Annotated in this window: 18 protein-coding genes; 6 read left to right on the top strand and 12 right to left on the bottom strand. The window is 52.6% G+C overall.

The window, feature by feature from the left end:
• Window positions 1–86: 86 nt before the first annotated feature.
• Window positions 87–1,775, top strand: a complete 1,689-nt coding sequence (locus AC6I8A_RS06935) for an aspartate:alanine antiporter (RefSeq protein ID WP_061717183.1) — start codon at window positions 87–89, stop codon at window positions 1,773–1,775.
• A 145-nt stretch (window positions 1,776–1,920) separates the two neighbouring features.
• Here the strand turns inward: AC6I8A_RS06935 and AC6I8A_RS06930 are convergent, their stop codons facing one another.
• Genes AC6I8A_RS06930 through AC6I8A_RS06915 form a run of 4 tightly spaced genes read right to left on the bottom strand, consistent with a single transcriptional unit; the run spans window position 1,921 to window position 6,414 of the window.
• Window positions 1,921–2,625 carry a response regulator gene (locus AC6I8A_RS06930; RefSeq protein WP_497818241.1) on the bottom strand — a complete coding sequence of 235 codons (705 nt, stop codon included), beginning with the start codon at window positions 2,623–2,625 and terminating at the stop codon, window positions 1,921–1,923.
• A gap of 13 nt (window positions 2,626–2,638) precedes the next feature.
• Window positions 2,639–5,104 (bottom strand): CS1-pili formation C-terminal domain-containing protein, encoded by a 2,466-nt coding sequence (locus AC6I8A_RS06925; RefSeq protein WP_497818240.1) that lies wholly within the window; start codon window positions 5,102–5,104, stop codon window positions 2,639–2,641.
• Window positions 5,105–5,158: 54 nt separating this feature from the next.
• The gene (locus AC6I8A_RS06920; protein WP_265297189.1) at window positions 5,159–5,656 is read right to left on the bottom strand and encodes a CS1 type fimbrial major subunit; all 498 of its coding nucleotides are present in this window, start codon (window positions 5,654–5,656) and stop codon (window positions 5,159–5,161) included.
• 26 nt (window positions 5,657–5,682) lie between these two features.
• Complete coding sequence (locus AC6I8A_RS06915; RefSeq protein ID WP_265297190.1) at window positions 5,683–6,414, bottom strand: fimbrial biogenesis chaperone; 732 nt, start codon at window positions 6,412–6,414, stop codon at window positions 5,683–5,685.
• A gap of 342 nt (window positions 6,415–6,756) precedes the next feature.
• On the opposite strand from AC6I8A_RS06915, the gene AC6I8A_RS06910 reads away from it, so the two are divergent.
• Together AC6I8A_RS06910 and ybjG are read left to right on the top strand one after the other, a co-directional pair.
• Window positions 6,757–8,010 (top strand): hypothetical protein, encoded by a 1,254-nt coding sequence (locus AC6I8A_RS06910; protein WP_497818239.1) that lies wholly within the window; start codon window positions 6,757–6,759, stop codon window positions 8,008–8,010.
• Window positions 8,011–8,237: 227 nt separating this feature from the next.
• Window positions 8,238–8,843 carry an undecaprenyl-diphosphate phosphatase gene (gene ybjG, locus AC6I8A_RS06905; RefSeq protein WP_101760992.1) on the top strand — a complete coding sequence of 202 codons (606 nt, stop codon included), beginning with the start codon at window positions 8,238–8,240 and terminating at the stop codon, window positions 8,841–8,843.
• A 66-nt stretch (window positions 8,844–8,909) separates the two neighbouring features.
• On the opposite strand, the gene AC6I8A_RS06900 is transcribed toward ybjG, so the two are convergent.
• Window positions 8,910–10,115, bottom strand: a complete 1,206-nt coding sequence (locus AC6I8A_RS06900; RefSeq protein WP_265297193.1) for a serine hydrolase — start codon at window positions 10,113–10,115, stop codon at window positions 8,910–8,912.
• 274 nt (window positions 10,116–10,389) lie between these two features.
• Here AC6I8A_RS06900 and AC6I8A_RS06895 point away from each other — a divergent pair, with 274 nt between their 5' ends.
• Window positions 10,390–11,046 (top strand): HAD family hydrolase, encoded by a 657-nt coding sequence (locus AC6I8A_RS06895; protein ID WP_256696056.1) that lies wholly within the window; start codon window positions 10,390–10,392, stop codon window positions 11,044–11,046.
• A gap of 1 nt (window position 11,047) precedes the next feature.
• On the opposite strand, the gene AC6I8A_RS06890 is transcribed toward AC6I8A_RS06895, so the two are convergent.
• The 3 genes from AC6I8A_RS06890 to AC6I8A_RS06880 form a co-directional block, all read right to left on the bottom strand.
• Window positions 11,048–12,181, bottom strand: coding sequence for a PQQ-dependent sugar dehydrogenase (locus AC6I8A_RS06890; protein ID WP_497818238.1), 1,134 nt, complete (start codon window positions 12,179–12,181; stop codon window positions 11,048–11,050).
• 104 nt (window positions 12,182–12,285) lie between these two features.
• A complete protein-coding gene (locus AC6I8A_RS06885; protein WP_008102487.1) occupies window positions 12,286–12,942 on the bottom strand; it encodes a DUF3313 domain-containing protein in 657 nt (218 codons plus the stop codon).
• 118 nt (window positions 12,943–13,060) lie between these two features.
• Window positions 13,061–13,696 (bottom strand): carbonic anhydrase, encoded by a 636-nt coding sequence (locus AC6I8A_RS06880; protein ID WP_256696054.1) that lies wholly within the window; start codon window positions 13,694–13,696, stop codon window positions 13,061–13,063.
• Between the two features lie 326 nt (window positions 13,697–14,022).
• Here AC6I8A_RS06880 and rimO point away from each other — a divergent pair, with 326 nt between their 5' ends.
• Window positions 14,023–15,348: a 30S ribosomal protein S12 methylthiotransferase RimO gene (gene rimO, locus AC6I8A_RS06875; protein ID WP_256696053.1), complete on the top strand. Its 1,326-nt coding sequence runs from the start codon at window positions 14,023–14,025 to the stop codon at window positions 15,346–15,348.
• Here the strand turns inward: rimO and AC6I8A_RS06870 are convergent.
• Window positions 15,345–15,794 carry a DUF4385 domain-containing protein gene (locus tag AC6I8A_RS06870; protein ID WP_293795882.1) on the bottom strand — a complete coding sequence of 150 codons (450 nt, stop codon included), beginning with the start codon at window positions 15,792–15,794 and terminating at the stop codon, window positions 15,345–15,347. The two genes, rimO and AC6I8A_RS06870, sit on opposite strands and share 4 nt — an antisense overlap.
• 115 nt (window positions 15,795–15,909) lie before the next feature.
• Here AC6I8A_RS06870 and AC6I8A_RS06865 point away from each other — a divergent pair, with 115 nt between their 5' ends.
• The gene (locus tag AC6I8A_RS06865) at window positions 15,910–17,571 is read left to right on the top strand and encodes a methyl-accepting chemotaxis protein (protein ID WP_479486868.1); all 1,662 of its coding nucleotides are present in this window, start codon (window positions 15,910–15,912) and stop codon (window positions 17,569–17,571) included.
• Window positions 17,572–17,638: 67 nt separating this feature from the next.
• Here the strand turns inward: AC6I8A_RS06865 and gsiD are convergent, their stop codons facing one another.
• The 3 genes from gsiD to gsiB are packed head-to-tail and all read right to left on the bottom strand — an operon-like array spanning window position 17,639 to window position 21,060.
• Window positions 17,639–18,544, bottom strand: coding sequence for a glutathione ABC transporter permease GsiD (gene gsiD / locus AC6I8A_RS06860; protein WP_061717201.1), 906 nt, complete (start codon window positions 18,542–18,544; stop codon window positions 17,639–17,641).
• 10 nt (window positions 18,545–18,554) lie between these two features.
• Window positions 18,555–19,475: a glutathione ABC transporter permease GsiC gene (gene gsiC / locus AC6I8A_RS06855; protein ID WP_256696050.1), complete on the bottom strand. Its 921-nt coding sequence runs from the start codon at window positions 19,473–19,475 to the stop codon at window positions 18,555–18,557.
• A 49-nt stretch (window positions 19,476–19,524) separates the two neighbouring features.
• Window positions 19,525–21,060 (bottom strand): glutathione ABC transporter substrate-binding protein GsiB, encoded by a 1,536-nt coding sequence (gsiB, locus tag AC6I8A_RS06850; protein ID WP_497818237.1) that lies wholly within the window; start codon window positions 21,058–21,060, stop codon window positions 19,525–19,527.
• Window positions 21,061–21,072: the final 12 nt, after the last annotated feature.

The raw sequence follows: 21,072 nt of genomic DNA, 5'->3' as shown, positions 1-21,072 counted from the left end.
TTGTTGCAGGAACCTTAACGTTCGGCACAAGATAGCGAAAAAAGTCACTTTCATCAACGTGTTAAAGGTTAAGAAGAAGTTAAACCGTGAACATTAACGTCGCAGAATTGTTAAGCGGAAATGACGTTCTGTTATTATTTGTCGTTTTAGCACTCGGACTCTGCTTAGGTAAATTACGCCTCGGTTCGGTCCAACTCGGTAATTCCATTGGCGTGCTGGTTGTTTCGTTGATTTTAGGTCAACAGCACTTCGCCATTAATACTGACGCATTAAGTCTTGGCTTTATGTTGTTTATTTTTTGTGTCGGCGTGGAAGCCGGACCTAACTTTTTCTCGATATTTTTCCGCGACGGTAAAAATTACTTCTTCCTGGCGATTGTCATGGTGGTCAGTGCGCTGTTAATCGCGCTGACGCTTGGCAAGGTATTCGGCTGGGATATTGGTTTAACCGCGGGCATGTTAGCTGGTTCGATGACCTCGACGCCGGTGCTGGTGGGCGCTGGCGATACGCTGCGGCAAAGCATCAGCGATAGCCATCAGCTCACCTTGATGCAGGATAATCTCAGCCTCGGTTATGCACTCACCTATCTGGTGGGTTTAGTCAGCCTGATTTTTGGCGCGCGTTATCTGCCGCGCCTGCAACATCAGGATCTGCCAACCTGCGCGCAGCAAATCGCACGTGAGCGCGGCCTTGACGCCGACAGCCAGCGCAAAGTGTTTCTGCCGGTTATCCGCGCCTATCGCGTCGGCCCGGAACTGGTGGAGTGGAGCGGCGGCAAAAACCTTCGCGAGCTGGGCATTCATCGCCAGACCGGCTGCTACATTGAACGTCTGCGCCGCAACGGTATTCTCGCCAGCCCGGACGGTGACGCGATGCTGCAACTGGGCGACGATATCTCGCTGGTGGGTTATCCCGATGCGCATGCACGCCTGGATCCTAGCTTCCGTAACGGCAAAGAGGTATTCGATCGCGATCTGCTGGATATGCGCATCGTCACCGAAGAGATCGTGGTGAAAAACCATAACGCGGTGAACAAGCGCCTGAGCCATCTCAAACTGACCGATCACGGCTGCTTCCTTAACCGCGTGATTCGCAGCCAGATCGAGATGCCAATCGATGACAGCATTATGCTCAACAAAGGTGATGTGCTGCAGGTAAGCGGTGAAGCACGTCGCGTGAAAAGCCTGGCCGATCGCATTGGCTTTATCGCCATTCACAGCCAAATCACCGATCTGCTCGCCTTCTGCGCCTTCTTTATCGTCGGCTTGATGATCGGCATGATCACCTTCCAGTTCAGCAACTTCAGCTTTGGCATCGGTAACGCCGCCGGTTTGTTGTTCGCGGGCATCATGCTCGGCTTTATGCGCGCCAACCATCCCACCTTTGGCTATATCCCGCAGGGTGCGCTGACGATGGTGAAAGAGTTTGGTTTGATGGTGTTTATGGCGGGCGTTGGCCTGAGCGCGGGCAGCGGTTTGCAACACGGTTTTGGCAGCGCCGGTGCGTTGATGCTGGTAAGTGGCCTACTGGTGAGTTTGCTGCCAGTGGTGATTTGCTATCTGTTCGGCGCTTATGTGCTGCGCATGAACCGCGCGCTACTGTTTGGTGCCATCATGGGCGCGCGCACCTGTGCGCCAGCGATGGAGATCATCAGCGATACCGCACGCAGCAGCATTCCGGCCCTTGGCTACGCAGGAACGTATGCGATCGCGAATGTTTTGCTGACGCTGGCCGGTACCCTGATCGTGATAATCTGGCCGCTTTTGCCTTTATAAAATATTTTTGCGCTGTCCAGAACTTTCTTCTGGGGTCGCAGTCTGAATAAGTGCCACTGCTTTTCTTTGAAATCCCCAAATTGTGGAGCCCGCCGGTCACTGACTTGCGGGTTTTTTTATGGCTGCGATTTGTCGGGTTAATTACTTATCGGCGCTGTCGCTGCAACGAATCTCGTAGGTGCGAGAGTTCATTATCTGTTTTCAGACCCAGCTTGCGCATCCCCGCTTGTTTCTGACCGCTGATGGTCTTAATGCTGCGGGAAAATTTCTCCGCGATTTCTGTCACAGTCATTCCTTCCAGCAAGCAGTGCATCACGTCCTGTACTTTTGGTGACAAAACTGAAAGCTGAGACGATAAAGGCAACGATTGTAATTTTTGGCCTGGTGCCCTATCCGCCTTCACTACGCGTTCATGAATTTGTGCCAGCTGCATTGCCATAAGCGGCTCAAGATAGATGTTACCGCTGCCGGCAACCTGCACCGCATTCAGCAACTCACCCTCTGAAGCCGTTTTACTGATAAATCCACTGGCACCGTAACGCAAAGCCTGCGCCACCGTCGCACTGTTGTAAAAGTTTGACGCCACCAGTATGCGCATACTTTGATTACGCAGATGCACTTCTCTGATGAGGTTTAGGCCGTTAGTATCTTGTGGCGCAAGAGCATGGTCCATAATCAACATATCTGCTTCTGTCGTGGCAAACGACGCCCACAAATCCCGACTGTGACTAAAAATGCCCATTACTTTTAGTGCGGGTTCCTGCGTTAACACCGCATTAAGTCCACGCAAAAAAATGGCATGATCGTCCAGCAGATAAATACGCAGTGGTTGTGTGCGGCTGAAAGTCATTTCTCTTTTCCTGTTAACTCTGGTCATTTGGGCGGCAAGCAAGATCGCCCACCATTAACGTGCTGTTTTCACGTTTCGCGTTCGCCGTATCCAGCATGACTTTGCATTGCTTGCCTTCACGCGAATGAATCGTCAATTCAGGCGTATGTTCATGCATATCGGTGACGAAGAATCCGTCACTCTCCGCAATGCCATGTCCCGCATGATTGACCAGTTTTGCGCCAGACATCGGCTCGCCTTTGTTGTCGATAACACGCCCAATCACCGTAACGGTTTTCATCACGCGTACTTTGCCAGACGCCACGCCGCCTTTATTTAAGTGATAAGGCAGCTCTGCAGGCCAGATTTTTAGCGCCGGACCATCATTACCGACAAAATCAATTTGCAGTTGCCCAGACTTCCACGCATTCACCGGCACAAAATTGCGTCCCGCGCGTAGCGTGCTGCTGGTGCCATTGCTATCCCAGGCTTTTAATCTGACGTTAGGATCGTCACTTTCGACATCAATAATCATGCCGGTGTGACTTGCCCAGCTCTCTGGGCTGTGGCTGGCAGACACTTTTCCACCGCCAATCGCCAGCGTGTTGTTCATATTGATGCCGCCACTCAACGATTGTGATGCGCTGGATTGCTGGGCATACACCGAACCGCTGGCATAACGGTGCTTGAAGTCGCTATAAAGATTGCCGCCGAGACCATATTGATCGCCGGTTACCCCAGCGGAAAGGCGCTCGATTGGGCCATTTTCGAAAGATTGCACCACTCCTGCTGAAGCAAACATTTCACGTCCGCCGCGATTGTCATTACGGCTGCCTAAGGAAGCCGTCACGTTGCGTTTATTCTCGCCGAGTGAGAACGACAGATTGAGATGGGCTCCGCGGTTGCGTGATGCGCCATTCTGAGCATAAGGACGATCAAATACGTTCAACGTGAGCGAGACCGGCGTATCTTTCACGGAAAGACGCGTGCGCCAGTTGGCATCAACGCCCACGCCATTCTCACGGCTGTTGTGTGTTCCACGCAGTGACAGTGAATCACCGTTCCCCAGACGATGATTAACCGTCGCTCCGCTGTTGTGCTGTTTGTTGGTCTTACACGTACTCACCGAGCAGCGACTGCTCTCATCCTGATACCAGCTCTGACTGTGGTTCAGCAGCAAACTGGTCTGCGGTTGGACCTGCCAGCTGAACTGGCTATCAAAACGTGAACCCCATTGGTCACTGACACCCGCGCTACCGTACAAACGCGTACTCTGGCTGGATTGGATATCAGTTGAAACACCCAACTGATTGCTGCCCGCATTACGTTGCGCTGCGCCGCCCACAATCACCTTTGGATGCAACAGATAATTGGTGCTGATACCGAAGGCCGCATCGCCATCCGCCTGGTTATAGCGGTTATTACCGAGTTGCTTCTCTACACCGCCATAAAGATTGTACTGCCAGCGACGATCGGGATTGCGCCAGCTGGTGGGTTTATAGATGGTCTCTTCCGTACGGCTGATTTCACGGCCATCTTCGACCAGCCGCACTTCAACGCCGTAAATGCCGCCGGGCAAAACAGTGGTATCCAATTGCTGCATCCCCGTCTGCACGGGTTGGCTGTTAATCAGCACACCATCACGATAAATTTCGGCAATCGAATCGCGGTTAGCGGTGACATAAACGGGATAAAGACTGGCCTGCGCCTGACTTTCCAATAAGGTGTCGGAACTCCCTACCATCACACCTGCGACGGTATTCACACTGCTGCGGCCAGGCATCACCGGTTGTCGCAGGATCCCTTGAGAATCCGGCATAAATAACCCAGCACGTACCGCTGTGCCGGGCAGTTCACGCTGTAAAAAGAGTGAACTTACACGTGCATCGGTTTTACTGTTTTCAATGTCACTGCGACTGAGCTGGCTGCTGGCTTGCGCGGTCCATTTGCCAATGCTGCCTTCCAACTGCAACCCTTGATACCCCGACCAAGGCTGCTGTTCACCGCCAATCAGGTTAAGTTGGTTGCGTAATATCAATCCACTGCTGCCTTGTTCAGGCAAGGCAATATGCTTCACTTTGCCTTTTTCCTCTTTTGCCGCTGAGGAGCTGATATATAACGTGGTATTGGCCAAGCTGTAATGCAGGCTAATTAACCCTTCTGCACTCTCTTGTTCACATTTACCGAGAGGAAATGCATTTTTAAATATATTACTCCAGCGACTACGTGCGGCAGCGGGTAATTTACTTTCAGAAAATTCGGTGAATTTTACTAACTGAACGGTTTTGGCACGAGATAATAAAATCATGGCGTCACCTAAATATTCACCATCCAGCTCAACTTTCGTCAACAGCGGTGCATCAAAGAAGTGTGCACTGAAATCTTCCGGCAGATTATCTGCCTGAGTTACCAGATCTTCCATGGGCACCGCAGATACCGTCAGTGGCAGCATAAATAGCGCCACGGCGATAGCCAGAGTTTTTTTATTAAGTAACAACATGAGTTTATCCGCTAAAAAAAGGACGCAGAATGCGTCCTTTTTATCAGAAAGCAATTAAGGAATTTCGTGATCGAATACCATGGTAACTTCGCCAGTGTAGTTGCCGCCCTCATAAGTTGGAGTGCCAGTAGGACTCACCACTAATGGCAATGTTTTTTCATCAGCAGCATTGGCTGCTGTAAGTATCTCGGCAGCCATTGTTGGCCCAACACCAAGATCCGTAGAACCAACCCGGATAGTTAATGGAATATTATTCGCTGGAGTATCTTCATGTTCTAATACTGCAGCACTTAGAAGGTGCGCGCTAATTTTCCCTTCAGTATTGCGCGCCTGTAGATTAGTTGAGACATTATTCAGAATATAAGCATCTTCATCCCAAACCATTTCCTGCTTAGTTGAACCAAAACCAGGGTCAGAAAATTTAACGTATGAACGTTCTGATGGGATAGTGGCTTCTAATTCAAAAGTTAGCTCTTGTTGTTTGTCTACAGCAACGGCCAGTGAACTTACAGCGACCAGACTAGCAATTAAAGATTTATAATAAACTTTCATGGTGTTAACTCATTTTAAAGAGGGAATTATCCGAATTTCTTCGGTGTTTTTTTACTACCTTCCAGCAAAGTAAATTGCCAGTTTTTTTGACTTTCTTGCTTCAAATTATGTTGCTTACCTGGCATGAGAATAACTGAAGATGCATCACCACATTTACCCCCCTGACATAATTTAATGCCTTCAAGTTTGATACTGCTGTTACCTTTATTGGTGATAATGATTTTATTATCACGCTGCGCGATATCGGTATTAAATACGACATTTTCAGGTCGTACTATCACCATTGCACCGTAACCGGTTAATATGCTTACGCCTGCATTGAGTGATTTCTTATATTCATCATACTGTTTTTTTGACTGACCGAACTCATATTGGTCCTTCGGCATGACAGGAATATATCGAACGCGGTAATAACGCTCTTTATCTCTTTTTCCTACAACCACTAACCTTCCGGTTTGCATGCTATTTGCCGGGATTATCATGCGCGATGGCGTAAAGATTAATCCATCAACTTTTCCACTTGCCGCCGCTGTAGCATCGATTTTTTTCTCTGACTTTCCGCCGTTCGGCAGGTAAGTCACTTCACTCACATCAACTCGGACATAACCGGTGTCATCACCACTATTACGAATTCTTTTTAGCAATGTACTCTTATCGCTTTCAATAAAATCATACATCGAACCCACCGTAATTTTAGGGATAGCAGCAGCGTGCAAACTTGCTCCCGCCAGTGCTAAGACAAGAATAATTTTAAACATAGTAACCTCATTAGAATGAGCGCCGCCGGTAAACTGTTGTCCTTGTTAGGCAGCACTTATTTGATGGGGGGTAATATGCCAAAACCTTTTTAGTTCACTCTATGAGAGCACTCTCAAAGCAAGACGATAAGACAAAACCTTCTCAACCTTCAAACCATGGATGAACATCTCGAATATAATGTGCATTAAATTCTGATATATATCTTACATTTTGAGAGTGCTCTCGTTTTCCCTCAAGGTCTTATTAAGATAAGATTGCCTGTAGAAAACGTCATTCATCATGATGATGGAGGTTGTTTAAACTCATCACCCCTTCATTTATCACTTACTTTGGAACTACCGGTGAAAATCAAATCCAGTAAAAACTTCCCGCACACCTTATTAAGGTCTGTTTTTTATGGGGCTATTTTGTTTTTGAGTTCTTTTTTATTTTTTTCAACATCAGTTCGCGCAGAAAAATTAAATGTAACTGCTGAATTTCGCCCCTCAGCAGCCAATCCTCAAGTCGATAAGTTCGAAAATACCACACCGGTTGCGGGCTTTTGCCTGGATTATCAAAAGTTTTGTGGTGAAGGTGTTTTTTCAATTGCCACCAATCTGAATGTCAATAATCGTTCCCTTATCGCTGGAAGTAACAATAATAATGAACGTGTTTTTCAGAAATTAGATGCGAACTGGAAAACTATATCATTAACTGATGATGAAACTGGCCAGTCAATTACCGTCCAATTTCGCTTAATGCTGATCGGTCAACGCTTCTCACGCTCCGGAGGCGGTTTTGTTACTGCTGATTTTAATTCAGCTGGCGGTAACCCTCAAGGTGGGTGCGGTGGCACGATAGGAGCAGGAATTGCAAACAGTTACTTTCGATTTGCATGGAACCATAGCTCCTTGCCTGCCTCTTGCTATAGAAACGTAGTTAATATGAATTATACAGATTTCAAGATTAGTGATATTTCTGTCGGTTATGAGATGAAAAGCAGTTCCCCGATGAATATGCCTAATGGAACATTTAAGGGATCCGTTAGTTACTCCGTAGGAAACGGACAGCAGATTGATTTAGGAGCGGGGGATTACTCCGATAATATACTGGAAATTAAAATTGAAGCTCAGATCGAACATGAATTAAAATTTGAAATGGTCGGTTCCGAAAAAGTACCTATGATTCCACCTGGTGGCTGGCAGGATTGGACTTCAGGCGGCGCAACACAATTTAGGCTTGAGGGTACGGGTTCTTTTAGAAGCACAGCTTCAGCGCCATTCAGCGTCTATCTCGAATGCCAGCATAAAGTGCTCAACAGTTGTGCTATGCAAAGGGACGGTGACGATACCCTCGTGCAAGTTGATACAACAATAACAATACCCTTTGTTATGGAACGTGATAGTGGTGAAGATATTACTAATTGGCCGATATATGTTCGTTCAATACATACTCCCGGTTATGTTTTTGAACCAAGATCATACATTAACGGCTATTTATCGACAGTAAAGTTTAGTGTCAATGAGGTCGAAAGTTTGCGCATGGGTAATTATCCCGGCAGTACTTGGCGCGGAAGCGCTACGCTGATATTTGATGCCGAGATTAACTCACCCTAGCCTTCACACTTTTAACCTTTTGAGGTGGGCGTCATTTTTTCGCCCGCTGCGCACCCGCAAATCTTTATGCAACTTTCATCAAACTTAAACACTCCAACAACCCGCGATAAGATTAAGAGCGTGACTATGTACGCATAGGCGCGCGGCTTTTAAGCTATCACGCTTATTTTGCAGACAATTTTGCGCTGCAGTTTTTTGGGTAAACAAGACGAGGACAAGGAATCGTGATGGAAGCATTGAACCACACGCTCTTTTTATGGATCAACGCCACAGAGGATTCACCGCAGTGGCTGATCACTCTGGCGACCTTTATCGCCAAAGATGTGATAGCCATCGTGCCGCTGCTGATTGTGGCGCTGTGGCTGTGGGGACCGCGCGATCAGGTGCAGTCTCAACGCGAGCTGGTGCTAAAAACCGGCATGGCGCTGTTGTATGCGCTGAGCATTTCGTGGTGCGTCGGGCAGTTGCTGCCGCATCCGCGTCCGTTCGCTATTGGTTTTGGCCATCAGTTACTGTCACACCGACCCGATGATTCCTATCCGAGCGATCACGGCACCACCATTTTCACCTTTGCGCTGGCATTCATCTTCTGGCATCGCCTTTGGTCAGGTGTGGTGTTGCTGGTGATAGGCAGCGCCATCGCCTGGTCACGCGTCTATCTTGGCGTGCACTGGCCGCTGGATATGCTGGGCGGATTCCTGGTCGGCTTGCTGGGTTGTCTGGCGTCGCACATGGCGTGGCAGCTGTATGGCGAACGCATGCTGGCGTTCACGCATCAGGTGTATCGCGCGCTGTTCGCCATGCCGATTAAGAAAGGGTGGATTCGTGAGTAAGCGATGGGGTCGCCATTAATGGCGAGCCTGTAAAAAACGGTGCGCATCAAGCGCACCGTTTTTGTCTCAACTAAACCACTTCCCGAACCAGCCGTGGAATTTCATCATGATGAAATCCCAAATGCGGCCAACAAAGCCACCTTCCGGCACCGCCTCCATCGTCACCAGCGGACGTTGCTCAATGGTTTTGCCATCCAGCTGGAAATCGATAGTGCCCACCACCTGATTCTTCTCCAGCGGCGCTTCCAGCTGCGGTGAATTCAGGGTAAAGCTGGCCTTGAGGTTTTTCATCTGCCCTTTTGGCACGGTGATCGCGGCGTCTTTTGCGACGCCAAGATTGACCTGGCTGCGATCGCCAAACCAAACGCGCTGCTGCGCAAACGGTTTATCGGCCTTAATCGGCGTCACGGTTTCATAGAAGCGGAAGCCCCACGTCAGCAACTTTTCACTTTCGCGGAAACGCGTGGCATCGGTTGCCGCACCGAGCACCACGGAAATCAGCCGCATATCGCCTTCGGTTGCCGACGCCACCAGATTGTTACCCGCGCCGGAGGTGTGACCGGTTTTAATGCCATCCACCTTGAGATTGGTGCTCCACAGCAGACGGTTGCGGTTCATCTGCTTAATCTTATTGAAGGTGAACTCTTTTTCGCTGTTGATCGCATACTCTTCCGGCACATCGCTAATCAGGCGCTGGCCGATAATCGCCATGTCGCGCGCGGTGCTGTATTGCCCTTCAGCATCCAGGCCGTGTACCGTCATAAAGTGGGTGTTTTGCAGGCCAAAGGCTTTGACATAGTTGTTCATCAACCCGATAAACGAATCCTGGCTGCCCGCAACATAATCAGCCAATGCGATACAAGCGTCGTTGCCAGATTGAATCACCACGCCTTTATTCAGTTCAGAGACCGGAATGCGATCGCCGGGTTTGAGGAACATCAGCGATGAACCGCGCAGTTTGGGATTGCCGGTTGCCCATGCATCCTGCCCGATAGTGACCATGTCATCGTTGGTAATCTTGCCCGATTTCAGCGCCTGGCCGACCACATAGCTGGTCATCATTTTGGTCAAACTGGCGGGGTCAAGGCGCTGATCGGCATTGGATTCCGCCAGCACTTTGCCGCTGTTGTAATCCATTAAGATCCAGGCTTTGGCGTCTATCTGCGGAGCGGCTGGAGCTTGTTCTGCCAGCGTTGAAATAGGAATGAAAAGTAATAATAGTGACGATGCAGCCAGAGGCCGCCATGCAGTAGCGAAGGTGTTTTTTCTCATGAGGATGACCAGATTGTCCTTGTTAAATCTTGGTTTTTTGCAGATAAGACATGTCTCATCCCACGCTAACGGTTCAGGCCAGCGAAAAAAACCGTCCAATCGTAAAGTTTTATAGAGTTTATTAGAGTAACCCTGGCACCAACCGCGCAGCGCCGCCACTTTTGCCCATCTGACTATTGAAAAATTTTGCGTGTAATTCCGATTTTTCGCAGAACGGTTAAGCCAGTCACAAATTTCCGCTAACCTGAATTCAGTCAGCCTGAGGAGAGCCGCGATGGACTTAGCCATTTTCGATTTGGACGAAACCCTGATTTGTGAAGACAGCACCAGCCTGTGGCTGCGCTGGTTGGTTTCACAGGGATTTGCCCCCGAAGAGATCATCCAGCAGGAGAAAATCCTGATGGAGAAATATCACACCGGTACGTTATCGATTGAAGAGTACATGAACACCACGCTGGCGCCACTCGCCGGTATGGCCACCATGACCGTTGAAGGCTGGGTACGCCGCTTTATCCATCGCGACATCATGCCGCGCGTTTTTCCCGCCGCCCGCGAGCGTATTGAGTGGCATCAGCAGCGCGGCGACACGGTGATGATCATTACCGCCAGCGGCGATCATCTTGCTGTTCCCATCGCCGAGCGACTTGGTGTTCACGGCGCACTGGCAATTGGCGTTGAAGTGGTGGATGAACGCTACAGCGGGCAAACTTACGGCACCATGACCTATCGCGAAGGCAAAGTGACGCGCCTCAGCGACTGGAAAGCGTTACAGCAGGACCAACGCTTTGAACGCACCTGGGCTTACAGCGATTCAATGAATGATTTACCGCTGCTGGCGCATGCCGACCATGCATGGGTGGTGAATCCCAATTCGCTGCTGCTGCAGGAAGCACAGCAGCGCGGATGGGAAGTGTGTAACTGGGCACGCTAAGTTAACCGCGTGGGGCGCTGGCCGAGTCTGGTAGCCCCACTTTCAGCAGCTTGCCGTTGGATTCATCGGTTAGCACGTAGAGATAGCCATCCGGGCCTTGTCGTACATCACGAATACGCTCGCCACGCTCTTGAAGCAATCTCTGCTCCTCCACCACTTTTTCGCCATTCACCTGCAGGCGAATCAAACTCTTCTCCTTCAACGCGCCGATAAACAGTGAGTTTTTCCATTGCGAGAAGCGCGCGCTATTGTAGAACGCCATGCCGCTGATGGCGGGCGAGACTTTCCAGTAGTGCAGCGGTTGCTCGGTACCTTCGACTTCACTGCCCTTCGCTTCCGGCACTTTCTGCCCGCTGTAATCAATGCCGTATGTTGCCAGCGGCCAGCCGTAATTTTTGCCCTTCTGCGGAATGTTTACCTCATCGCCGCCGCGCGGGCCGTGTTCGCTTTCCCACATTTGCTGCGTCCACGGATTGAGCGCCAGCCCTTGCGGATTGCGCATGCCGTAAGACCAGATTTCAGCACGCGCGCCCTGGCGATTAACAAACGGGTTGTCCGGCGGGATTTCACCGTCTTTGGTCAGACGCACAATTTTGCCGGAGAGCTTATCCAGCTGCTGCGCGCTGCTGCTGGCGAAATTGTCACCGAAGGCGATATAGAGAAAACCCTGACGATCAAACGCCAGTCGCGTGCCGATATTGGCGCCACTCGACAACTTCGGCGTTTGCTCCAGCACCACTTTAAAGTCGCTCAGCTGGCGATTGTCATCGCCTAATCGGCCATAACCCACCACGCCGCCGGCGCGGCCGCTGGCATCGGCGGTGGTGTAGCTGAGCCACACGCGGCGGCTTTGGGCAAAGTCCGGCGCCAGCACCACATCCAGCAGGCCGCCCTGACGATTCGCCCACACCTTCGGCACGCCGCCGATCGGTTGCGACAGGCCTTTGCCCGGCTGCCAGCTGCGCAGCTGGCCGGATCGTTCAGTAATTAACAGCGTTTGATTGTCGGGCAGAAAAGCCACGGACCAAGGATGATCGAGCTTATCCTGCAGCACCTGAACCTGCACATCGGCAGCGAATAACGGTAAGGACGTGCTTAAAGCGCCAAACAGCAGCGCGGCGGGCAGTAAACGCATGGCATTCTCCTTTATCACGGTCTGCCGTTAAGGGTAGTCAGCGCGTGACAAAGGATGTGCAGGATTTACAAAACATTAAGCCCGGCACACGGCCGGGCACAGGTTCACGGCACGGAGAACGCCAACGTGTCGCGTACCATCTCGTCAATGCCTGGACGGAGATCGGTGAGGGTAATTGGCGTGTTGTTATTCGGTAGGGTTTTGCCGAAGGCTTTGCGCACTACTTTAATCATCGGCTTGCCGGTTTGTGCATCCACCGCTTCGATTTCGAGGAACAGCGAGCTCTCTTGTGTGCGATGTCCGGTTGCCGCCATGGTGCTGGCGACCACGGCAGCAATCGGCACCACTTCGTAGAACTGCACGCCTTCATTTTCTGCCGATACCGCCGTAATCGCCGCTTTCACCAGCAACGTACGCGGGCCTTTGGTGGTCACCAGCGGCTTGCGTTCAGAAATCGCCCGCTTCAGCTGGCTATCGGTGTAACTGCGCACCTCATCCAGCGTTTGCTGGCTGATACGCGCAGTCGGGTGCGCCGCCGGATAATAGACCACCGGCGTGTAAACCACGCCACGATAATCGGCATCGTGATAATCGGGAGAGATCCAGCGCAGCGTCGGTTTACCGCTTGGCGATTGGGTCGATTGCAGCTGACTATAATCGCCGAGGAAGCCGGAATATTGTTTTTTGTCGGCCACATGAGAGGTACAGCCCGCAGCCAGCAGCGCCAGCGTTAACACGGGAACACAAAGGGGAAATCGCATGAGAGAGCCCTTATCAGAGGTAATTGCTTCTCAAGTGTAGAAGTTGGTTTTCAGCGCGGGGGGAAATATTAGCGAAATGCGAGGAAAAACCACCTGCATTGCAGGTGGTTAGGCGGAATTACTCGAAGCAGGTTTCCGGGTTTTCCGACAGTGAAATAAAGGATTCACCGCCTTTGGTCAGCGCAATGATGCCACCACTCTCAATATCATAAACCCACCCGTGCAGGCGCACTTTGCCTTTACGCAGCGCGACCGCCACAGAAGGGTGTGTTTTGATATTGTTCAGCTGTGCAATCACGTTCTCTTTCACCATTTCGTTGAGACGTTTCTCAACCGAATCGTAGTTGCGCTCTTCCACCACCGCTTTCGCCGCGTTGGCGTAGTGCAACCAGTGGTCAACCGCGGGCATGGTTTCCAGATCGGCATTGGAAGCAATCGCGTTCATAGCACCGCAGTTGGAGTGACCACAAATAATAATTTCGGTCACGCCCAAAGCCACAACCGCATACTCAATGGTGGCGGACACGCCGCCCGGCTCTGGACCAAACGGTGGCACGATATTCCCGGCGTTACGGATCACGAACAGCTGACCCGGCTCCGACTGCGTCACCAGCTCTGGCACCAGACGGCTGTCTGAGCAGGAGATAAACAGGGCTTTGGGATTTTGGTTGGATGCCAAACTTTTGAAAAGATCCTTCCTTTCAGGGAACACATTCTGTTGAAAATTCAGAAAACCTTTGACGATCTCTTGCATATGTCTGCTCTCACATTATCCACTTCTGCCCTGGCAGTAAGGATTCACTATCAGTGCGATTTGAAATTTTCAGTGAAGATAAGTACTTACCTTTACCGACCCAACATTTAAGCAAAACACGTCAGCTTACACAACTCGGATCACGTTCGCAGACGAGCAACGCAGGCGCGGCGCTTAATGAGAGCGCGCGTCGCTCACTGAGTTAAGCATATCTACAGCACATTGGTTGTCGATAAGGAGATTCTTACACAGCCTATACATTTTCCTCTGCAACCTCTGTACAATCGCCCCCCTATCCACACTAATTATGATGAATTTTTAACCTTATGAGCCAAGTCAAAAATCCACCGCGCGTGGGGTTCGTCTCCCTCGGCTGTCCGAAAAACCTCGTCGACTCTGAACGCATCCTGACGGAACTGCGTACCGAAGGCTATGACGTGGTGCCACGCTACGATGATGCGGAGATCGTCATCGTTAACACCTGTGGATTTATTGATAGCGCCGTACAGGAATCTCTGGAAGCAATTGGTGAAGCGCTGAACGAAAACGGCAAAGTGATCGTCACCGGCTGCCTCGGTGCCAAAGTGGATCAGATCCGCGAAGTGCATCCAAAGGTGCTGGAAATCACCGGCCCGCACAGCTACGAGCAGGTGCTTTCGCACGTGCACACCTATGTGCCTAAGCCGGAGCACAACCCGTTCCTCAGCCTGGTGCCAGAGCAAGGCGTCAAACTGACGCCGCGCCATTACGCCTACCTGAAAATTTCCGAAGGCTGCAACCATCGCTGCACCTTCTGCATCATTCCATCGATGCGTGGCGATCTGGATAGCCGCCCAATTGGTTCAGTGCTCGACGAAGCCAAACGTCTGGTCGAAGCCGGCGTGAAAGAGCTGCTGGTGATCTCACAAGACACCTCCGCTTACGGCGTGGATGTCAAACATCGCACCGGTTTCTGGAACGGATCGCCAGTGAAAACCAGCATGGTGAGCCTGTGCGAGCAGTTAGCCAAACTCGGCGTGTGGGTACGTCTGCACTACGTTTATCCGTATCCGCATGTGGATGACGTTATTCCGCTGATGGCTGAAGGCAAAATTCTGCCGTACCTCGACATTCCGCTGCAGCACGCCAGCCCGCGCATCCTCAAGCTGATGAAGCGTCCGGGCGCGGTAGAGCGTACGCTGGAGCGCATTAAGCGCTGGCGTGAAATCTGCCCAGAGCTGACGCTGCGTTCAACCTTTATTGTCGGCTTCCCCGGTGAAACCGAAGACGATTTCCAGATGCTACTCGACTTCCTGCAGGAAGCGCGCCTCGATCGCGTTGGCTGCTTCCAGTACAGCCCGGTAGATGGCGCAACCGCCAACCAGTTGCCGGATCAGGTACCGGATGACGTGAAGCAGGATCGTTTTGATCGCTTCATGCAGCTGCAGCAGAAGATCTCCAGCGAACGTCTGCAGGAAAAAATCGGCCGCGAAGTGCTGGTGCTGATTGATGAAGTGGATGAAGAAGGCGCGGTCGGCCGCAGCATGGCTGACGCGCCGGAAATTGATGGCGCGGTCTATCTGAACGGCGATCGTCAGGTGAAAGTCGGTGATGTGGTGCGCGTTAAAGTCGAACACGCCGACGAATACGATCTGTGGGGCACGCGCGTTTAACCATACTTCTGCTGGTGCGCACGCTTGCGCGCCAGATAGTCAGTATCCGCGCGCAGTTTATCCCAGCACGCTTTGAAAACGGCCGCCGCAGCGGCCTTTTCTTTTTCTGTAGTACGCGGCAATTCGTTGCCCGCCTCGTCATATTTCCGCCCGCCCTGATGATTGCTGTAGCGGCGCGCACGCGTGTACCCCATCTGAATATATTTGCGCGCCATGTCCATGCCGACAAAATCGTCCTGCGCGCGATACGTTTCAAACAACTGCATAATCTGTTGTGAAGACTGCTTTGCCAGCTCGACGGTGCGAAAACGCCAGTGCGGCAGAATCTCACTTTTGTAAGGTTCGACCATCAACACGCCCTGCTCGCCGCGCCCCACCTGATAGAGCTCTGGCTGCTGGCGAAAATCGATGTGCTTGAAATCCTGCTCGTAATTGAACGCTTTCATCTGCTTTTTCCCGCCTCTCATCATCCTGTGACGTAATTATTTCCCGCTGGCACTTAAGCGATTTGCTTTTATACCGATAACTTCACTATCAGCCTACTTCCTCAGAGACGCACCTATGTTTAAACGAATGAAAATTGTGACGGCCATCATGATGATATTGGTGGTTTTCACCGCGATGCAGGCGATTTCCGGCTCGCTGTTTTTATCATCACTGATTACCGGACAGCATAATTTCACCACCAGCAATCAGTTGTCGCACCAGCAACGGGAGCTGGCCGATGGCTGGCAAACGCTGGTGAAAACCCGCGTGATTATCAACCGCGTCGCCATTCGTATCCTGAAAAAACAGACGGATGAAGCGTCAGTCGCCGCCATCAACAAACTGCTGATCAGCGCAGGTGCGTCACTGGATGAAGCGAAGCAACATTATGATCTCTATAAGAGCATGCCGCGTATCGCCGGACAAAGTGCGGATTCAGCCAGTGTAGTCGACGCTAAGTTTGCTGCCTTCGCTGAATTGCTGAAACAGTCGGCGGCGTTCCTGAAAGCCAATGATTATGCCGCCTATGGCAACCTTGATGCCCAGCAGGCGCAGGACAATCTGGAAGTGGCTTACAAACAGTGGCGTGAGCAGAACGTGCAGCTGCTGGCCGAGCGCAATGCGGAATATGACAATAACTATCAGCACATGCTGGTGTTGGTCGCCGTAATGGCGGTGGTTGTGGTGCTGCTGCTGGTTTCCGTGTGGATTCTGGTGCGTCGCATTCTGCTGGCACCGATGAAGCTGGTACAACAGCAGATGGAACGCTTCGCCGATGGCGATCTCTCTGCCCGTTTGCAGGTGGAAGGCCGCAGCGAAATGGCGTCGATTGCCGCCAGCCTCAACCACATGCAGCAGTCGCTGCTCAGCACCATCAACAATGTGCGTGATAGCGCGGACGCGATTTTTGGCAGCGCCAGCGAGATTGCCACGGGAAATAACGATCTCTCCTCACGCACCGAACAACAGGCAGCGTCACTGGAAGAGACTGCGGCGAGCATGGAAGAGCTGACCGCCACGGTGAAACAGAACGCCGATAACGCGCGTCAGGCGACGCAGCTGGCGAAAACCGCCTCGGAAACCGCCGACAAAGGCGGCAACGTGGTGGATGGCGTGGTGAAAACCATGCGCGATATCGCCGACAGCTCGAAGAAAATCGCCGATATCACCAGCGTGATTGATGGCATCGCCTTCCAGACCAACATCCTTGCGCTCAACGCAGCAGTAGAAGCGGCACGCGCCGGTGAACAGGGTCGCGGTTTTGCCGTGGTGGCAGGCGAAGTGCGTAATCTGGCACAGCGCAGCGCCCAGGCGGCGAAAGAGATCAAACTGCTGATTGAGAATTCCGTGCAGCGCGTCAACACCGGTTCGCAACAGGTGAGCAGCGCCGGTGAAACCATGCAGGAGATCGTCAGCGCTGTCACCCGCGTCACCGATATCATGGGCGAGATTGCTTCGGCATCTGATGAGCAGAGTCGCGGCATCGACCAGATTGGGCAGGCGGTGAACGAGATGGATCGCGTCACGCAGCAGAACGCCACGCTGGTGCAGGAATCCGCTAATGCGTCGGCATCGCTGGAACAGCAGGCCAGCAGCCTCTCTTCTGCGGTGGCCCGCTTCAAAACCGGCGCTCGCCAGGCCGCTGCGCCGGTGGCGAAGATGGTGAAACCGGTGATAACGCCAACCCGCGCCGCACCTGCCACCGCGCACAATAATGACAATTGGGAAACGTTTTAAGGGCGGGATTGTGCGGTTGTCGAAAAGGTCGCCATAAATGGCGACCTTACGGGCGACCAAACCACCATCAGGTCTTCAATTTCGGATCCAGCGCATCACGCAAACCATCACCCAGCAGGTTAAACGCCAGCACGGTGAGGAAAATCGCCAGGCTTGGGAAGATGGCGACATGCGGCGCAATCACCATATCGGCGCGCGCTTCATTGAGCATTGCGCCCCACTCCGGCGTGGGTGGCTGCGCGCCGAGGCCGAGAAAGGACAAACTCGCCGCCGTAATAATCGACGTACCAATACGCATAGTGAAATAGACCACAATCGACGACACCGTGCCGGGCAGGATGTGACGCATGATAATGGTCCAGTCCGACGCACCAATGCTACGTGCCGATTCAATATAGGTTTGATGTTTCAGCACCAGCGTATTGCCGCGCACCAAACGGGCAAATGCCGGAATGCTGAAGATCGCCACCGCAACAATCACGTTGCTCATGCCGCTGCCCATAATTGCCACCACCGCAATCGCCAGCAAAATGCCGGGGAACGCGAACAATACATCGCAGATGCGCATGGTGATGCGATCCCACCAGCCTTCGTAATAGCCCGCCAGCAGACCTAACACGGTGCCGATCAGCGCGCCAATCGCCACCGAGAAGAAACCGGCAATCAGCGAAATGCGCGTGCCGACCAGCACGCGGCTGAAGATATCGCGCCCCAGCGAATCAACGCCAAACCAGTGCATCAGCGATGGCCCTTCGTTCAGCCGGTCGTAATCGAAATAGTTTTCCGCATCAAAAGGCGCAATCAGCGGCGCGATAAACGCCACCACAATCAGCAGCAGCACAAACAATCCGGCCAGCAGCGCCACATGCTGACGGCGAAAGCGCCGCCAGAATTCGCGCCACGGCGTGCGTACCCGGTTTTCCGTGATAGTCGGCATGGTTTTCAATGCCGCGGCTCGTCGCCAGTTCTTCAATTGCGACTCCTTACTTGTAGCGAATGGCCGGGTTGATTGCCGCGTACAGCACGTCAACAATCAGGTTAATCAGAATGAATTCCAGCGAGAACAGCAGCACTTCGGCCTGAATCACCGGGTAATCGCGCATCTCGACTGAATCCACCAGCAAGCGGCCTAAGCCTGGCCAGTTGAACACCACTTCCACCACAATCGAGCCGCCGAGCAGGAAACCAAACTGCAGGCCCATCATGGTAATCACGGGAATCATGGCGTTACGCAGGCCGTGTTTCACCACCACCAGCGATTCGCGTACCCCTTTGGCGCGCGCGGTGCGCATGTAATCTTCCTGCATCACCTCCACAAACGACGCGCGGGTGAAGCGCGCCATCACCGCCGCCACCGCTGCACCCAAGGTGATCGATGGCAAAATGTAGTGTTTCCAGCTATCCGCGCCGACGGTCGGCAACCAGCCAAGCTCGACGGAAAACACCTGCATCAGCAGCATGCCAAGCGCAAACGCCGGGAAAGAAATACCCGACACCGCCAGCGTCATGCCGATGCGATCGGGCCAGCGATTGCGCCACACCGCCGAGGTGATGCCAATCGCCATACCGAAAATCACCGCCCACACCATGCTGCTCAGTGTCAGCCACAGCGTCGGGAAAAAGCGCGCGGCAATTTCGTCAATCACCGGACGTTTCGAGACCAGCGAATGGCCGAAATCGCCCTGCACCGCATTGATCATAAAGTGCCAGAACTGCTTGATCAGCGGCTGATCAAGACCGAGATCCTGACGCACCAGCGCCACCACCGAGGCATCCGCTTCCGGGCCGGCAATCAGGCGCGCCGGATCGCCCGGCAGCAAATGGACGAACAGGAACACCAGCACCGCCACAATCAGCAGCGTGGGAATCAGTCCCAGTAATCGTTTGAGAAAATAGTTGAGCATGCGAAGTCCTGCGCAGCATCGGCCAGCCCGCTAAGGCTGGCCGCGTCTGTTACTTCAGATCGGCCTCATCAAAATTGAATGAGGTATCGGGCATGACATAAAAACCGCTGAGGTTTTTATTGTTGGCTGACAGCAGTTGTTCCACCACCAGCGGGATCCACGGATGGTCGTTCCAGATGCGATCCTGCGCGTCTTTGTACAGCTTAGCTTTCTGGTCGCGATCGGTGGTTTTAAGCGCATCGGCAAGGTCTTTATCCACCTGCGGATTGCTGTAGAAGGCGGTGTTGAAGATCGCTGGCGGCCATGAGGTGGTGGCGAACAGCGGCGTCAGCGCCCAGTCGGCTTCACCGGTTGAGGCTGACCAGCCGGTGTAGAACATGCGTACACCGCTCTCTTTCTGACCTTTACTCTCCACTTCAGCCGCACGTTGACCGGCATCCATCGCCGTCACTTTCACCTTCACGCCCACCTGCGCCAGCTGCTGCTGGGTGAACTGCAGCACTTTCTGCGCGGTACTGTGGTTATGCGACGACCACAAGGTGGTTTCGAAACCGTTCGGGAAGCCCGCTTCCTTTAGCAGTTCGCGCGCTTTGGCCGGATCGTATTTGATCGCCGGATAGCTCTGAGCAAAGTCGATGCTCGGCGGCACGATGCCGGTGGCTGGCGTGGCGTAACCGGCAAAGGCGACTTTCGCCAGCGCCTGACGGTTAATCGCGTACTCTAGCGCTTCACGCACTTTCGGGTTATCAAACGGCTTTTGCGTCACATTGAGGCTGATGTAGCGCTGCATGATCGATGGCGTGGTGACCACATCGAGCTTACTGTTACCTTCCAGCAGTTTGGCCTGCTCGAACGGCACCGGGAAGGCAAAGCTCGCTTCGCCGGTTTGCAGCATCGCCGCGCGGGTGTTGTTATCCACCACCGGACGCCAGGTAATGCTATCCAGCTTCGGATAACCTTTTTTCCAGTAGCCATCCCACTTCTTCACTTTCACGAAGTCGGTCTGGTTCCAGGTATCAAAGGCAAACGGGCCGGTTCCCACCGGATGGAAGCCGATATCCTTGCCATATTTCTTCAGCGCAGTCGGCGAAATCATCACCGCCGCCGGATGCGCGAGGTTGTTGATGAAGGCCGAGAATGGCTGCTTCAGGGTAATCTTGATCGTGCTCGGATCGACCACTTCGGTGGTGGCGATATATTTGAACAGGTTATAGCGTTTGAGATGGTTATCCGGATTACTGGCGCGATCGAGGTTTACTTTTACCGCTTCGGCATTGAAGTCAGTGCCATCCTGGAATTTCACGCCGGGGCGCAGCTTGATGGTGTAGGTCAAACCGTCGCTGCTCGCCTGATAGCTTTCTGCCAGCACGTTGGTCAGCTTCATGTCTTTATCGAAGCCGAACAAGCCCTGATAGAAGGACTTCGCCACCGCCTGCGACAGCGTATCGTTCGCGTCATACGGATCGAGCGTGGTAAAGGTCGAGGCCACCGCAATCACCGCATCTTTCGCCGCCCACGCGGGCAGCGCCAGCGCCGAACTCAACAAACCGGCAGTGATAACCCCTTTTCGCATAATATGGTGCATCGTTATCGTTCT

It is taken from the genome of Pantoea sp. X-Soil-ISGK-275 (assembly GCF_059730795.1).
Note: the sequence above shows the minus strand (reverse complement) of the source record. Positions and strands in the feature narration are given on the sequence as shown.